This window comes from Halomonas sp. ND22Bw, assembly GCF_003011945.1.
Lineage (GTDB): Bacteria > Pseudomonadota > Gammaproteobacteria > Pseudomonadales > Halomonadaceae > Halomonas > Halomonas halophila.
In genome coordinates, this window is the sequence record NZ_PXWD01000001.1 from 577,007 (window position 1) to 592,973 (window position 15,967).

The 15,967-nt window shown below is 70.2% G+C and carries 13 protein-coding genes; 6 read left to right on the plus strand and 7 right to left on the minus strand.

Annotation, left to right across the window (positions count from 1 at the left end; all coding sequences use genetic code 11):
- Positions 1-70 precede the first annotated feature (70 nt).
- Entirely contained in the window at positions 71-748 is a 678-nt protein-coding gene (gene nadD / locus CVH10_RS02715) for a nicotinate-nucleotide adenylyltransferase (RefSeq protein ID WP_106487738.1), read from the minus strand.
- Between the two features lie 11 nt (positions 749-759).
- The gene (locus tag CVH10_RS02720; RefSeq protein WP_035596270.1) at positions 760-2,052 is read right to left on the minus strand and encodes a glutamate-5-semialdehyde dehydrogenase; all 1,293 of its coding nucleotides are present in this window, start codon (positions 2,050-2,052) and stop codon (positions 760-762) included.
- Positions 2,053-2,142: 90 nt separating this feature from the next.
- Between CVH10_RS02720 and CVH10_RS02725 the strand changes: the two genes are divergently transcribed.
- From CVH10_RS02725 to CVH10_RS02735, 3 genes are read left to right on the plus strand one after another with little or no spacing between them, the layout of a single operon-like run.
- A complete protein-coding gene (locus CVH10_RS02725) occupies positions 2,143-3,012 on the plus strand; it encodes a hypothetical protein (protein WP_106487739.1) in 870 nt (289 codons plus the stop codon).
- On the plus strand, positions 3,005-3,940 hold the full coding sequence (locus CVH10_RS02730) for a diguanylate cyclase (RefSeq protein WP_106487740.1): 936 nt from the start codon (positions 3,005-3,007) through the stop codon (positions 3,938-3,940). The genes CVH10_RS02725 and CVH10_RS02730 overlap by 8 nt, the downstream gene beginning before the upstream one ends.
- Positions 3,941-3,965: 25 nt before the next feature.
- Positions 3,966-5,369, plus strand: a complete 1,404-nt coding sequence (locus CVH10_RS02735; protein ID WP_106487741.1) for a bifunctional DedA family/phosphatase PAP2 family protein — start codon at positions 3,966-3,968, stop codon at positions 5,367-5,369.
- A 147-nt stretch (positions 5,370-5,516) separates the two neighbouring features.
- Here the strand turns inward: CVH10_RS02735 and CVH10_RS02740 are convergent, their stop codons facing one another.
- The 3 genes from CVH10_RS02740 to mpl form a co-directional block, all read right to left on the minus strand.
- Entirely contained in the window at positions 5,517-6,140 is a 624-nt protein-coding gene (locus CVH10_RS02740) for a LysE family translocator (RefSeq protein ID WP_181244340.1), read from the minus strand.
- An 89-nt stretch (positions 6,141-6,229) separates the two neighbouring features.
- Entirely contained in the window at positions 6,230-6,859 is a 630-nt protein-coding gene (locus CVH10_RS02745; RefSeq protein ID WP_046080180.1) for a flavin prenyltransferase UbiX, read from the minus strand.
- Positions 6,849-8,234 carry a UDP-N-acetylmuramate:L-alanyl-gamma-D-glutamyl-meso-diaminopimelate ligase gene (gene mpl / locus CVH10_RS02750; protein WP_106487742.1) on the minus strand — a complete coding sequence of 462 codons (1,386 nt, stop codon included), beginning with the start codon at positions 8,232-8,234 and terminating at the stop codon, positions 6,849-6,851. The genes CVH10_RS02745 and mpl overlap by 11 nt, the downstream gene beginning before the upstream one ends.
- Before the next feature lie 242 nt (positions 8,235-8,476).
- Between mpl and CVH10_RS02755 the strand changes: the two genes are divergently transcribed.
- Positions 8,477-9,736 (plus strand): 6-phosphofructokinase, encoded by a 1,260-nt coding sequence (locus tag CVH10_RS02755; RefSeq protein WP_106487743.1) that lies wholly within the window; start codon positions 8,477-8,479, stop codon positions 9,734-9,736.
- Positions 9,737-9,847: 111 nt separating this feature from the next.
- Here CVH10_RS02755 and CVH10_RS02760 read toward each other — a convergent pair whose 3' ends face one another.
- Entirely contained in the window at positions 9,848-11,566 is a 1,719-nt protein-coding gene (locus CVH10_RS02760; protein ID WP_035599704.1) for a bifunctional protein-serine/threonine kinase/phosphatase, read from the minus strand.
- Positions 11,567-11,827: 261 nt separating this feature from the next.
- Between CVH10_RS02760 and ppa the strand changes: the two genes are divergently transcribed.
- Complete coding sequence (gene ppa / locus CVH10_RS02765) at positions 11,828-12,358, plus strand: inorganic diphosphatase (RefSeq protein WP_035599659.1); 531 nt, start codon at positions 11,828-11,830, stop codon at positions 12,356-12,358.
- A 76-nt stretch (positions 12,359-12,434) separates the two neighbouring features.
- Here ppa and CVH10_RS02770 read toward each other — a convergent pair whose 3' ends face one another.
- Positions 12,435-13,742 (minus strand): DUF2333 family protein, encoded by a 1,308-nt coding sequence (locus CVH10_RS02770; RefSeq protein ID WP_369335712.1) that lies wholly within the window; start codon positions 13,740-13,742, stop codon positions 12,435-12,437.
- A 240-nt stretch (positions 13,743-13,982) separates the two neighbouring features.
- Between CVH10_RS02770 and dsbD the strand changes: the two genes are divergently transcribed.
- Positions 13,983-15,845, plus strand: a complete 1,863-nt coding sequence (dsbD, locus tag CVH10_RS02775) for a protein-disulfide reductase DsbD (protein WP_106487744.1) — start codon at positions 13,983-13,985, stop codon at positions 15,843-15,845.
- Positions 15,846-15,967: the final 122 nt, after the last annotated feature.

Genomic DNA, 15,967 nt, shown 5'->3' on the forward strand with positions numbered 1-15,967 from the left:
CGGCTCGGGCGAAGCCTGGCAGCGCCCGATGACGGCTCGACGACGTTTTTTTGCGCCGAGCCGCCGGCGGCTAGCGACGGTAGAGTCCCGCGGAGAGGATTCGTTCCTCGACCACCTCGGGCAGCAGATAGCGCACGCTGCGTCCCTCCGCCAGGCGCCGACGCACCTCGGTGGCGGAAATCGCCATGCGCGACGGCAGCCGCAGGCGCAGGAGCCCGCCGGCCGGCGAGGCCATCAGCGCCGCCGGAGTCTCGACCTCACGACCGTCGATGAGCTCGGCGAGCGGCCCGGGCAGGTCGGCCTCGTGGTCAGGGCGATCCACCACCACCAGGTGGGCCAGGGAGAAGAGCCGTTCGGGGGCATGCCAGTCGGCCAGGCGCAGGAAGGCATCGTGACCCAGCGCCATGACCAGCCGCGCCTCGGGGCCGAACTCCCGGCGCAGCTCCGCCAGGGTATCGGCGCTGTAGGACGGCCCCTCGCGCTCAAGCTCACGCGGGTCGGCGATCAGACCTGGGGTATCGCCGATCCCCAGGCGCAGCAGCGACAGGCGCTCCTCGGGGGTGATGCGCGGCTCGCCCCGCAGAGGCGGCCGGGCCGCGGGCATCATGTGCACCCGATCGAGCCCCAGCGCCTCATGCAGCTCCACGGCGCTGCGCAGGTGACCGAGATGGACCGGGTCGAAGGTCCCGCCCAGCATGGCGATGCGCGGGGCGCTCTCGCCCGCCGCGCGCTCTGACGCCGCCTTCATCGACACCTCGTTCACTGACGGATCTGACCGTCACCGAGCACCACGTACTTGCGCGTGGTCAGCCCCTCGAGTCCCACCGGGCCGCGCACGTGCAGGCGATCGGTCGAAATGCCGATCTCGGCCCCCAGGCCGTATTCGAAGCCGTCGGCGAAGCGGGTCGAGGCATTGACCATCACCGAGCTCGAGTCGACCTCGGCCAGGAAGCGCCGCGCCAGGGTGTAGTTCTCGGTGACGATGGCATCCGTGTGCCGCGAGCTGTAGCGCTCGATATGCGCCATGGCGTCGTCGATGCCATCGACCACGCGGATCGCCAGCACCGGCGCCAGGTACTCGGCCGCCCAGTCGGCTTCGCTGGCCGGGGCGACGTCGGCGAGGATCGCCCGAGTGCGCTCGCAGCCACGCAGCTCCACGCCATACTCGGCGTAGGCCGCGGCCAGGGCCGGGAGCAGGTCCTCGGCCACCGGGGCGTCGACCAGCAGGGTCTCCATGGTGTTGCAGGTGCCGTAGCGCTGGGTCTTGGCATTGACGGCGATGGCCAGCGCCTTGTCACGGTCCGCGCTGGCGTCGAGATAGACGTGGCAGACCCCGTCCAGGTGCTTGATCACCGGCACGCGCGCCTCGCGGGAGATACGCTCGATCAGCGACTTGCCGCCCCGCGGGATGATCACATCGACATACTCGGGCATGCCGATCAACCGTCCGACCGCGGCGCGGTCGGTGGTCGCCACCACCTGGACCGCCGCCTCCGGCAGGCCGGCGTGTTCGAGCCCCTCGCGGAGGCAGGCCGCGATGGCGGCGTTGGATTCACGGGCCTCGGAGCCGCCGCGCAGGATGGCCGCGTTGCCCGACTTCAGGCACAGGCTGGCCGCTTCCATGGTGACGTTGGGCCGCGATTCGTAGATGATACCGATCACGCCCAGCGGCACCCGCATGTGGCCGACCTGGATGCCGCTCGGCCGGGCGCTCAGACCGTCGATCTCGCCCACCGGATCAGGCAGTGCCGCGACCTGGTGGAGGCCCTCGATCATGGCGTCGACGCGCGCCTCGTTCAACGCCAGGCGGTCGAGCAGCGCTGCATCCAGACCGTTCTCGCGGCCGCGCTGCAGGTCCCGGGCGTTGGCCGCCAGCACCGCGTCGCGGGCGTCATCCAGGCGCTCGGCCATGGCCTTCAGGGCGGCGTTCTTGGATGCGGTGTCGGCGCGGCGCAGGCGAGCGGCGGCGGTACGAGCCTGCTGGCCCAGGCGCTGCATGTAGGCGTCGACGTCGGTGATGGCATCATCGGAGTGGGAGGCGTGAGCTGTCATGCCGTAGAGTGTCTCCAGGAAATCGCTGCGGGGCATCAGACCGCGCCCCAGGCTCGTGTCGGAACGGGAAGGAGCCCATACTAAGTCACCATGCTGAGCAAGTACAAAGTCGGGCTGATGCGCGTCAACCTGCTGATCGCTGCCGGCCTCGCCAGCTTCCTGGCCATCACCGCCGAGACGCTGCCGGACGCCCTGCTGCTGGGCCTCGCCGCGCTGTGGCTGACGGTGACCGCCAGCCAGGCGGCCCGCCGCCGCCGCCATCCGGCCACCGTGCCCTGGCAACTGCTGCCGGGGCTGCTGCTGGCCGCCCTGCTGTGGGTCACGCCGGACCGCCACCTGACCTGGCTGTGGGCCTGGGCCATCCTGCTGATGGTGCCTCAGCCTCGCTGGGTGCTGCTGCTCAACGCGGCGCTGGCCGTCACCAGCTGGTGGCACCTGCGCCCGTCGCTGGATACGGAACAGTGGGCACTGGCCGGCCTGCTGCTGGCCGGCCTGATGCTGCTGGGGCTGGCACGCGCGCTGGAGCTACAGGCCCTGCAGCGCAGGATCCGCCATCGCGCCCGACTGCTTCCCGGACTGCCCCTGTGGCCGAGCCAGTGCCTGCGCCACGACGTGCAGCGCGAACGGGAGCGAGCCCGACGGGAAGACAGCCATGTGGAACTGGTGCTGCTCCACGTCCGCCGAAGGCAGCTGTGGTCGCTGGCCGAACGGCTGTGCCAGCGACTCCGACCGTTCGAGAACGGCTACCGCCTGGACCGACGCACCCTGGCGCTGCTGCTGATTCATCGCGACGCCGAACAGGCCGCCGAACGGCGCCGGGTCCTGCTGGCGGATATCGACGACTCGGCACGCGTCCGGGTCATCGCCCTGCCAAGGCTGGGCTCGCTGTCGGGCGAACGCCGCGCCCTGAAGCGCCAGGCCCGGCACATCGAGGCCCGGGAGATCGTCCATCATGACTGACACGAGCACGCCCCGTCCGCGCCTGTTCCTTCTGGTGCTCGGCATCACCACCCTGCTGCTGCTCGGCCAGGCGCTGTGGTTCTACCTGATGGGCCACTACGCACGCATCCTGCTGCCCGCCCTGCTGGCCCCGGTCATGGCCCTGGCCGCACTGCTGGCCGCCACCGGCAGAACGCCGACACGCGCCTCCGCCTATCTGGCCCTGATCTGCGGCTTCCTGCTGATCGCCGTCGAGCTGCCTGACCAGAGCGGGCACCCGACGCTCTGGATCGGCCTGCCGCCGATTCTCACCCTGGTGCTGCTGCCGCTGGGCCCCGCCATCTTCCTCAACCTGGCCCTGACGCCGATCTGGCTGGCGCTGCTCGGCAACGGCAAGGCCGACGCCGACCTCGCCGCCACCTATCTGGCGCTGGTCGCCGTGGCCACCCTGACGCTGTGGGACCGCCTGCGCCAGCGCATGCTGCTGCAGGCCACCGACCCGCTGGAACGGGAATGCACGGCGCTGACCCGCACACGGCTGCACGAGCGCCTGATCGGCGAGTTCGAGCGTGCTCGCCTGCTCGAGCGCCCCCTGGCGGTGCTGGTGATCCACCTGCCCCAGCTCGACATGACCCGCGAGCAGTTCGGCGACGCCACACGCCGCACCATGCTGACCACGTTCTGCCACAGCGTGCACCAGGACTGTCGCGAACTCGACGCGCTGGGCCGTGAGGACGAAGCCGCCTTCTGGCTGGTGCTGCCCGACACCACGGAAAGCGGCGCGCTGCTGGTCCAACAGCGCCTGCAGCAGACGCTGGAGCAGGTGATGCTGATGGATACCGGCCCGCTGGAAGTGCGGCTGCGCATGGAAACGCCACGCCCAGGCGAACCTCGAGTCTCCTTCCTGACCCGCCTGCAGGCCATGACCCAGGCCCTGGCCATCGGCTAGCGCCCCATCGATCAAGGAGGGAACCTTGGATCTCGTCGACCTGCTTCAGCGGCTGACGCCATCGCCAGCGATGCTGCTGCTGCTCACCGCGCTCATCGCCCTGGTGGAGTCGCTGGCCCTGGTGGGCCTGCTGGTGCCCGGGGTGGTGCTGATCACCGCCGTCGCCTCCATGGCCGGCCACCAGGAGCTATCGGTCGCGGCGATGATGGCAGCCGCCTTCGTCGGCGCCGTGATCGGTGACGGCCTGAGCTTCTGGCTCGGCTACACCCAGCGCGAGCGCGTTACCACTCTGTGGCCGCTGTCCCGCTACCCCGAATGGCTCGCCCAGGGCGCTCGCTTCTTTCACCGCCATGGCACGCTGTCGGTCTTCCTGGGCCGCTTCGTCGGCCCGGTGCGGCCGGTGGTTCCGCTGATCGCCGGCATGCTGCACATGCCACCGCGCCGCTTCACCCTGGCCAACCTCGGCTCGGCCGCCCTGTGGGCGCCGGCCTACGTGCTGCCCGGCTATCTGCTCGGCCGCACCTGGCAGCGCCTGCCGGGCGTGCCCGAGGCCCTGCACCCCTGGCTGGCGGGGCTGGGCGGCCTGGTCGTCGTGCTGGCACTGATCTTCTCCTGGCTGCGCCATCAGACCCACCACGACGGCCTGATCTATCGGGCCATGGCCGCCCTGCTGCGCCGCCACCCCCATGGCCGCCGACTGTGGCGCTCCCTGGCCCGCCGCCGAGGCCGCGAGGCGCCCCTCGGCACCTGGCTGCTGTTGCTGACCTCACTCACCGCGCTGTCGGCCTGGACCCTGGTGGTGCTGCAGCACGGCGGCCCACTGCCCATGGACCGGCGGCTCGATGCGCTGCTGAACGAGCTGGCGATTCCCGGGCTGACGGGCCTCGCCGAGCTCCTTGCGCGCCTCGGCGACCTGTACGGCGTGATCGCCCTGATGCTGCCCTGGACGCTCTGGTGGCTGGCCCGGGGGCGACTCGACATCCTGAGCCACTTCGTCGGCGGACTGGTCGGCATCGCCGCGCTCAACGGTCTCGGCAAGGCGTTGATCGGCCGCGCCCGCCCGCACACGCCGCTGCACCTGACGGATTCCTTCTCCTACCCCAGCGCCCACACGTCCACCGCCGTGGTGCTGTTCGGCCTGGCCGCGGCCTTCATCGCCCGGGAGCTGCCGCTGCCACGCCGCTTCTGGGCCTACTGGGGCGCCATCGCCCTCATCGTGCCCATGGCGCTGTCGCGGCTGGTGCTGGGCGTCCACTGGCTGAGCGATCTGATCGGCGGCGCCCTGATGGGGCTGGTGGTCTGCGCGCTGGTACAGCTCGCCTGGCAACGCCGGCCCCACCGCACCCTGCGGCCCTGCCCGTGGCTGATGCTCGGCACGGCATCGCTGGCGCTGGTCGCCGCGCGCATCGCCTGGCTGGGGCCCGCTTAGGGCGCAAGCTGCAAGCTGCAAGCTGCAAGCTGCAAGCTGCAAGCTGCAAGCTGCAACTCACATAGCGTGAACCGTCCGACACATGAGAAAACCCCGAAGGCTGGCACCTTCGGGGTTTGCGGGTAGCTCGGCGCTTGTCGCTCGACGCTAGCCCAGGATCAACCAGACCCCGACGCCGATCATCAGCGTACCGGCCAGGCGGTTGAGCAGCCGCACCTTGTCGGCCTGGCCCAGCAGATGGCGCAGGGTCTGGCCGCCGGTGGCGTAGGCCAGCAGGGCAACGAACTCGATGGTCAGGATGATGGACACCAGCGCGCCCAGCTGCGCGGCGAGCGGCCGCGAGGCGTCGAGAAACGGCGGCAGCAGGGCCACGAAGAAGGCCCAGCCCTTGGGATTGGCCACCGCAGTGACGAAGCCCTGCATGGCCAGTTCCCGGCGTCCGGCGCAGCCCTGGCTCTCGAGGTTGTCGGGAATCGCCATGCGACCGCGGGAGCGCCACATCATCACGCCGAGATAGGCCAGATAGGCCCCGCCCAGCCACTTGAACACCGCGAACAGCGCCGGCTGGCTCAGCATCAGCGTGGCCACGCCGGCGCCGGCCGCCACGGCGACCAGCCCCACGCCGACGAGTTCGCCGACCATCATCCACAGGGTGCGTCGCACGCCCTGGGTCATGCCCAGCACCATGGCCAGGGTCATGCACATGCCCGGCGTCAGTGACACCAGCAGGAAGGTCGGCACGAACACCGACAGCACAGACAGCGAGATCATGACAAGATCCTCCTTGAACTTGCGACCCGCTCAGCATGGCGGGCCGACATGACGGCGGCATGTCCGGGCGCTCCCTGGCCCGGGCCGGTCTACTCGCCCCAGCGAGGCATCAGACGATGCGCGATGCCGAGCTGATTGAGAATGCGCGCGACGATGAAGTCGACCAGGTCCTCGACCGAGGCCGGCCGATGGTAGAAGCCCGGCGCCGCCGGCATCACCACCGCCCCCAGGCGCGTCAGGTTCAGCATGTGCTCGAGGTGGATCGCCGACAGCGGCGTCTCACGCGGCACCAGGATCAGCTGACGGCGTTCCTTCAGCGCCACGTCGGCGGCGCGCTCGATCAGGTTGTTGCTGGCCCCGCAGGCCACCGCCGAGAGCGTGCCCGTGGAACAGGGACAGATCACCATCGCCGAGCTGGCGCCGGAGCCGCTGGCCACCGGCGCCATCCAGTCCTCGCGGCCGAAACAGCGGATCTGCCCCGGCGCGGCACCCGCGCGCTCGGTGAGCGCCTCGGCCAGCCGCTCGGGGCGCGCCGGCAGGTCGGTCTCGGTCTCGGTGGCGATGACCAGGTGCGCGGCCTTGGAGATCATCACCCAGACCTCGCGCTCGGCCGCCACCAGCGCCTCGATCAGGCGCAGCCCGTACTGGGCGCCGGAGGCGCCGGTCAGCGCCACGGTGACCGGGGCGCCGAAGCGCTCGCTGCCGTGCTCAGCCGCCATGGGCCACCTCCAGCGCCGCCAGCAGCTTCTCATGGATACCGCCGAAGCCGCCGTTGGACATCACCACCAGTCGGTCGCCCGGGCGCGCCTCGGCCACCAGCGCCGCCACCAGGCCGTCCAGATCGTCGAACACGCCGCCGGGCCGGCCGCTGGCCTCGACCACCGGCGCCAAGGTCCAGTCGAGTCCCGCCGGCTGGTACCAGTAGGCGGCGTCGGCATCGGCCACGCTGCCGGCCAGGCGCTCGCGCAGGGTGCCGAGACGCATGGTGTTGGAGCGCGGCTCGATCACCGCCAGCAGCCGCCCTTGCCGGGCGGAGGCCCGCAGCCCGCCGAGAGTGGCGGCGATGGCGGTGGGGTGGTGGGCGAAGTCGTCGATGACCTGGATGCCGGCCACCTCGCCGCGCAGCTCCTGCCGCCGCCGCGGGGTGGCGAAGCGGGCCAGCGCCTCGGCGCCATCGGCCAGCGAGACGCCGCAGGCGTGGGCGGCGGCCAGCGCCGCCACGGCGTTGCGGGCGTTGTAGGCGCCGCTCAGCGACCAGTCGACCAGCGCGGCGTCCTCGCCGCCGTCATCGCGGCGATGCACGACCCGGAAACGGCTGGCATCGTCGCGCTCGAGGGCCAGGTGCCAGGCGCTGTCCGGTGCGGTGCCGAAGCGCTCCACCGGCGTCCAGCGACCCTGTTCGAGCACGCGCTCAAGCGCCGGCTCGCCGTCGGCCACCAGCAGCCGCCCCTTGCCCGGCACGGTGCGCACCAGGTGGTGGAACTGGCGCTCGATGGCGGCCAGATCGGGAAAGATGTCGGCGTGGTCGAACTCCAGGTTGCCCAGCACCGCGATCTCGGGCCGGTAGTGCACGAACTTGGAGCGCTTGTCGAAGAAGGCCGTGTCGTATTCGTCGGCCTCGACCACGAAGGGCGCATCGGCGCCACCCAGCCGCGCCGAAACGCCGAAGTTGCGCGGCACGCCGCCGATCAGGAACCCCGGCGCCAGGCCCGCGGCCTCCAGCAGCCAGGCGGTCAGGCTGGCGGTGGTGGTCTTGCCGTGGGTGCCGGCCACGGCGATCACCCGCCGCCCGGGCAGCACCTGCTCGGCCAGCCACTGGGGGCCGGAGACATAGGGCAGGCCGCGGTCGAGCACCGCTTCCACCTCGGGATTGCCCCGCGAGAGGGCGTTGCCGATCACCACCAGGTCCGGCGCCGGCTCGAGGTTCTCGGCGGCGAAACCCTCGGTCAGCGCGATGCCCGCCTGCTCGAGCTGAGTGCTCATGGGCGGATAGACGCCGGCGTCCGACCCGCTGACCCGATGGCCGGCCTCACGAGCCAGCAGGGCCAGGCTGCCCATGAAGGTGCCGCAAATGCCGAGAATATGAAGGTGCATGCAAACTCCGCTACCGAACGTCGGTGTGCCGGCGGACCGGCGAAAAGCGGCAGCCTAGCATGGCGCCTGCGACCTCTCCAGCGCACGGCGCCGCGTGTCAGGCGTCGCACGTCGCGTGTCGCCGACAGGATGCAGCCATGGGGGCGATGGGCTAGAATCGCGGCTTTTCGGGACGAAGCCGGGAAGCGCTCGCCGCGCCACGGCTGCCCTTCCCTTGACGCGACCAGCAACAGGATAGCTCCATGGCCCAGCACAACGCCTTCTACGCCCAGTCCGGCGGCGTCACCGCCGTGATCAACGCCAGTGCCTGCGGCGTGATCGAGGCCTGCCGCCGCCACTCCGACCAGATCGGCAAGGTCTACGCCGGCCACAACGGCATCATCGGCGCCCTCACCGAGGACCTGATCGACGTCAGCGAGGAGAGTGACGAAGCGATCGCCGCCCTGCGCCATACCCCGGCCGGCGCCTTCGGCTCCTGTCGCTACAAGCTCAAGGACATCGAGACCCACCGCGCCCAGTACGAGCGCCTGATCGAGGTCTTCAAGGCCCACGACATCCGCTACTTCTTCTACAACGGCGGCGGCGACAGCGCCGACACCTGCCTCAAGGTCTCCCAGCTGTCCGAGAAGATGGGCTACCCGCTGACCGCCATCCACGTGCCGAAGACCGTGGACAACGACCTGCCGATCACCGACAACTCGCCGGGCTTCGGCAGCGTGGCCAAGTACATCGCCACCTCCACCCTCGAGGCGTCGCTCGACATCGCCTCCATGTGCGCCACCTCCACCAAGGTGTTCGTGCTCGAGGTGATGGGCCGGCATGCGGGCTGGATCGCCGCCGCCGGCGCCCTGGCCGGCGACAAGGAAGGCGACGCACCGCATCTGGTGATCTTCCCCGAGGTGGCCTTCGACCGTGCCGCGGTCATGGCCCGGGTCGAGCGGTCCGTCAAGGACTACGGCTACTGCGTGATCGTGGTTTCCGAGGGCGCCCGTTACGAGGATGGCACCTTCCTGGCCGACTCCGGCAATACCGACGCCTTCGGCCACCGCCAGCTGGGCGGCGTGGCACCGACACTCGCCGGCATGGTCAAGCAGGACCTGGGCTACAAGTACCACTGGGCCGTGGCCGACTACCTTCAGCGCGCCGCCCGCCACCTGGCCTCCAAGACCGACGTGGACCAGGCCTACGCCGTGGGCGAGAAGGCCGTCGAGCTGGCGCTGGCCGGCGACAACGCCAAGATGCCGGCCATCAAGCGCACCGGCGATGCCCCCTACACCTGGACCGTGGAGGCCGCGCCGCTGGCCGAGGTGGCCAACCGCGAGAAGTTCATGCCCCGCGACTTCATCCGCGAGGACGGCTTCGGCATCACCGAGGAATGCCGCCGCTACCTGTCGCCGCTGATCCAGGGCGAGGACTTCCCCCCGTTCGAGAACGGCCTGCCCAAGATCGCGCATCTGGCCAAGCATCGCGTCGAACGCAAGCTGCCGGCATTCAGCATCTAAACAGCGAACGATCCGCCCGCGACACGAACGACGCAAAAAGAAGCCCCGAAGGCAAAACCTTCGGGGTTTTCTTGTAGCTCGGCGCCAAAGGCGGCTAGCCCACGTCGGTTCCTATCTCAACAGCCAGCTCAGCACCAGCAACACCAGCAGCGCGGCCGCCACGACTTGCCAGAACCACGTCGCTCCACCCCGCTTCGGCGGCCCCCCGTCCGACGCCGGCTTCGGCGTCTTGAGGGCATGCAGGAACTCCGACAGGCGACGGAAGCGCAGGGCCCGCTGAGGCATCAGGGCACGCTTGAGGGCCTCGTCGAGCGCCGCCGGCACCTCGGGATTGAGCGCCTGGGCACTGCGATAGTGCATCCGTTCCAGATCGGTATGGCGCAGCAGGTCCTTTACCGGCAGCTCGTAGGGCAAGGCGCCGGTCAGCAGCCAGTAGACGGTGGAGGCCAGCGAATACTGGTCGCTGCGTCGGCCGACCTCGTCATCCATGGCGTACTCCGGCGCGCTGTGCTCGGTCAGCCCCACCTGGCGCAGCAGCCCCCTCGAGCGCCGATGACCGTCCACGTCGCGCAGGTGACAGGCACTGAAGTCGGCCAGCACCACCTGGCCATGGCGATCGATCAGCACGTTCTCGGGATGGATCTGCTGATGCAGCAGGTCGCGCCGGTGCAGCGCCTGGACCGCCTTGCCGAGCTGGGTCGCGATATCGAGCCGCTGCCCGAGGCTGGCGCGGGGATGACGCCGCGCCCACTCTTCCAACGTCATGCCTTCCACGTAGGCCATCAGGTAGTAGAGGTAACGGCGCGGCCGCGAGGGCGTCATCACCCGCACCACGAAGGGCGAGCGCACCCGCTCGACGATCCACTGCTGAAGCAGGAAGTGCTCCAGGTAGGCGTTGCGACTGGAGAGCTCCGGGCTCGGCGCCTTCATCACCATCTCGCGCTCGGTGTGCGTGTCACACACCCGGTAGACCCGCGACTGCGCGGTGCGCGACAGCACCTCCAGCACCTCGAGCCCGTCCAGCCGCTCGCCCACCGCCAGCTCCGGCGGGATCGGCAGCTCGCCGTAGGAACGGTCCGGCCGATCCTCCTGCGCCTCGGGCAACGCATCGATGCGCACCAGCTGGAAGCAGAACGGATCGCCGCCGTAGCCGCGCTCCCGGGCCCGTTCGCTGGCGGTCTCGGCCAGGCGCTCGCAGGCCGCGTGCAGGTCGCTGGCGTCCTCGCGGATCAGTCGCACGTAGTCCGACGGCATCAGGGTGCCCTGCACCGCCTGGGTGGTGAAAAGGAAGATGTCCCCCTGCTTGAGCGGCATCTCCACGTAGTCGATATCGAGGCTGACATCCATGCCCAGCGCCCGCGAGGGATAGCGGTAGCCGCCGAGGTCGGTGACGTGATCGCGACTGAGCTGCTCGAACTCGGCTCCGCGCAGGCGGAACACCAGGGTATCGCCCATATGAAAGAGATGCGCCGTCTGGCCCTGATAGACCATCGCCGACACCGAGCTCACGTAGCCACCATCGCGGACCTGACGACTCTGCCCGTAGCACCAGCCGTTGAGGGCGTGCAGCACCCGGTGCGCCGACACCTTGGCCCCCCAGTGCTCGGGCGTCGAGTAGAAGTCGGCCAGAAACCCCTGCACGCTGAGGTCGCCCGCCTGCTTGGCCAGCGGGTTGCGCGAGGTGGAATCGGTGATCAGCGCACTGGCGCCCTTGCTCGTCAGCAGCGCCGTCTCGTCGGGCACGCAGACCGACATCGAACTGCGATGCCGGCCGCGATCCGGCACCACGAAGGCCTGGCCGAAACTCAATGACAGTTGCGCGGATGCCACGACGATCTCCTTGTGTGTCAGCGACTTCGAGACCGCAAGGCCTCCCTCCATGAGCGCTCATGATACACGCCAGCCCGGGGGCCTGGCTCTCCCCCCGTCGTCGACCCGCCCTCCGGGGCCACGGCGACCGCATCCCCGCTCGGACGACCTAGGTCGGGTTGGTAATCGCCGGAGCGGCCTCGTATAATTCGCCGAATTTCACCCGACGGCCACCCGCCAGGGCCACAAGCCCAGGGCCATAAGCCATAGAAGGACGCCCTCATGAACTTCGACAACATCCCCGCCGGCAAGGACCTGCCCAACGACCTCTACGTCGCCATCGAGATCCCGGCCAACCATGCCCCGGTCAAGTACGAGATCGACAAGGACATGGGCGCCCTGCTGGTCGACCGCTTCATGGCCACTCCGATGTTCTACCCGGCCAACTACGGCTTCATCCCGCATACCCTGGCCGACGACGGCGACCCGCTGGACGCCCTGGTCGTGACGCCGTATCCGGTCCAGCCCGGCAGCGTCATCCGCGCGCGTCCGGTCGGCATCCTGAACATGACCGACGAAGCCGGCGAGGACGCCAAGCTGGTCTGCGTGCCGCACGAGAAGCTGTCCAGCCTGTACGACGACGTCCAGGAAGTGACCGACCTGCCGGAACTGCTGCGCCAGCAGATCGCCCACTTCTTCGAGAACTACAAGGATCTCGAGAAGGGCAAGTGGGTCAAGGTGGAATCCTGGGAAGGCGTCGAGGCCGCCCGCAAGGCCATCGAGAAGGCCGCCGCGGCGCACGACAAGGCCTGATCGCCCGCGATCATGCCCGGACAGGAAGGGGCCGCCCGATGGGCGGCCCCTTCGTCATTCCGGCATGGCGACGGACTCAACGCTCCTCGTCGGCCTCCGGCATGGACAGGGCCTCACCGACGGCGTCATTTTCCTCAGTCTCGACGCCCACTTCCTCGACCCCCTCTTCCTCGACGCCCACTTCCTCGACCCCCTCTTCCTCGACGGCCTCTTCCCCACCGACCTCTTCCGCCGTCACGTCACCATCACCGTTCGCCGCGTCCCGAGTCGCCTTGACCTCGCCTTCGCTCGCCTCCGGCTCGGCAGCCACCTCCCGCGCCGTCTCGTTCTCTGCGGCGACGGTCTCCGCGCCGCCCTCCCGCCGAGCGTCGTCATCGGCCGCCGGCACCTCGAGGGCATCAAGCTGCGTCGCCACCCCCTCTGCGAGCTCGCGGCTCAGGTCCCGGGCACGCAGCACATGATGCGCCATCACCAGCGAGTGATTGGCGAACAGCCCGAAGCCGGAGCCGTTGAGAATCACCGGGCTCCACAGCCGTCGCTGGCTGAGCTCGAGTTCGGCCAGCAGGGCCTCCCAGCGCATCGTCAGCCCGGCGGCCTCGATCCGCTCGGCCTGGTCACGACGCACCGCCTCGAGCAGGCGATAAAGGGCCCAGGTCTGGCCGCGGGCTTCGAAGAAGACGTTGTCGAGCCGGTACCACGGCGTCTCCGTGGGCAGCCCTTCGGTGTCGAGGTCCAGCCCGGCCAGCGCCTCGGGGCTGCCAACGCTGGCCGAGAGGCGCCGCCCCATGTCATCGAGCCCACGCGACACGCCGTTCAGCCAGGCCGCCAGACCCTGGGCATCGGTCGCGAAGGCGGCCTGACCGCCGGCCACCGCCTGGCGATAGCCGTCGAGGGCGACGCGAGCCTGCTCGAGGCGACGCTCGGTGGAGGGATAGAACCAGTCGTCGGCGTCGCCCTCCAGCGCGGTGCGAGCGGCATCCAGCGCCGAGGCGTCGCTGCCGGCCATGGTCGGCAGCGACTGGCTCATCCAGCGCGCCTGGCCGAGCACGCCGAGCTCCCAGGCCGGCATGTTGTCGAGCCATACCCCAGGCGGGGCCAGGTCGTTGTGCAGATAGCCGCCCGGCTTGTCGAGCAGCGTCCCCACCAGGCCCGACAGGCCACCCACGACGGCCATGCCCGGCGCCGTGTCGGAGGCGGCGACGGCGTCATCCGACACCGGCTTCAACGCCGGCGTGCGGCTCCACCAGACGCCCAACCCCAGCGCCACGACCAGCGCGATCACCAGCACCGCCAGCAGCGGCTTCCAGATCCAACCGTATTGCGGACGCTCCAGCGTCTCTTTACTGCGGCGACGCCGTTCGGCCGCCCGTCGCTTCGATGCCATGATAGGATTTCCCTGACGATGTGGGCTCGGAATCCGCCGAGCTGCGACGGCAAGGCGCATCCACAGCTACCCCGCCGCTACGATATGCTAACGCCGATGCCGAACCGGCACCGCTGCTTCCCGCATCAGAGCATAGCGGCCGACGCCGTGGAACCCCATGCCCCACCACGGGTCACAAACCCGCCGTCGTGCTCGCGGCGGCGCCATCGATGACGCTCACTCACGCTCAAGGACCACCCCGTGCCGCACGCCCGCCGCTTGATAAGCCTGCTTCTGCTGTTATGGATCCCGCTCATCGCCCAGGCACAGTGGTTCGACGACGGCGGCAGCGACGGCGACTTCCTGCCCGTCGAGGAGGCCTTCCAGCCCAGCGCCTGGCACGACGGCGAGACGCTGACGATCGGCGTCGAGAATGCCGACGGCTACTATCTCTATCGCCATCGCTTCAGTGTCGACAGCGCAACCCCGGGCGTCAGCCTCGGCGAGCCTCGCCTGCCGGCCGGCACGGCCAAGACCGATGAATTCCTCGGCGACGTGCGCGTCTTTTACGATCGGGTCACCTTCACGGTGCCCATCGAGCGCGCCGGCGGCAACGCCGAGGGCCCGCTCGACCTGACGTTCGGCTTCCAGGGCTGTGCCGATGCCGGTCTCTGCTATCCGCCCGAGAGCGTCTCGCTGCAGGCGCCCGAGGGGCAAGCCCCCGCCGCCTTCGCCGACGTCGATGCGACGCCACCGGGCGGCAACGGCCGGGACGCTGCCGGCACGACCGGCGGCGCGCCCGCGGCCCCGATCAGCGAGGATGGCCGCTTCAGCGCCCTGCTCGCGGACGCCAGCCTGCCGCTGGTGCTGGGCCTGTTCTTCCTCACCGGCCTGGGCCTGACCTTCACCCCCTGCGTGCTGCCGATGATCCCGATCCTGTCCTCGATCATCGTCGGCCAGCAGCCCAGCCGTTCCCGCGCCTTCGCGCTGTCGCTGTCCTACGTGGCCGGCATGGCGCTGACCTACGCCGTCGCGGGCGTGCTGATGGGCAGCTTCGGCGCCGGGCTGAATCTTCAGGCCAGGCTCCAGTCGCCCCCGGTACTGATCGGTTTCGCGGCGCTGTTCACGCTGTTCGCCCTCGCCATGTTCGGCGCCTTCGACCTGCGCCTGTCGCCGCGGCTGTCCGGGCGCATCGAAGCCTGGCAGACCCGTGCCCAGCGGAGCGGCCCGGCCGGCCTGGCGCTGGCCGGCGCACTCTCGGTACTGGTGGTCTCACCCTGCGTCTCGGCGCCGCTGGCCGGCGCCCTGGTGTTCATCTCCTCGACCGGCGATGCCGCGATGGGCGGCGCCGCCCTGCTGACCCTGGCGCTCGGCATGGGTGTGCCGCTGCTGCTGGTCGGCACTTTCGGCCCGGCCCTGCTGCCGCGCACCGGCGCCTGGATGACCGGCATCAAGGCCGCCTTCGGCATCCTGCTGCTGGGCGTCGCCGTTTGGCTGATCGAGCGCCTGGTGCCGGGCCCGGTGGCGCTGTTGCTGTGGGCCGCCCTGGCCATCGGCGCGGCGCTGGCCCTCGGCGCCTTGAGCCTGAACACGCCGCCGGGCTGGGCCCGGGCCCGCCAGGCGCTGGGCCTGCTGCTGCTGACATGGGGCGTGACCCTGGTGATCGGCGCCTCCAGCGGCGCCGAGGACCCGCTGCGCCCGCTGGCCCAGCGCGAGGCTGCCGCCACTGACGGTGCCGGCGCCCCCGAGCCGGTGACCGTGGTCACCCGCCTCGACGAACTGGACGCCGCTCTCGCCACGGCGAACCGGCCGGTGTTCGTCGACGTCACCGCGGACTGGTGCATCTCGTGCAAGGTCATGAAGCGCGAGGTCTACCCCGCCCCGCCGGTGGCCGAGGCGCTCGCGAGCTTCCACCGTATCGAGGTCGACGTGACCGAGACCGACGCCGACAGCCGGGCGCTGCTGGAACGCTTCGAACTGTTCGGCCCACCGAGCCTGCTATTCTTCGACGGCGGTCGCGAACTGCGCCAGGCGCGCATCCAGGGCGAGGTCGACGCCGATCGGCTGGCCCGCCACCTGGAGGGCGTCAGCGCCTCGCTCGACGCCGGCAGCCGCCCGGGCTAGGGTTCATTGGCGAACGCCGTTCGGGCCGCTGGACATCGCCCATGAATTTCGGCAAACTCCGCCCACACCGCTTTTCGAGGCCGATAGAGGCGACAAGAGACGCCATCTTGCCGCGATCTATA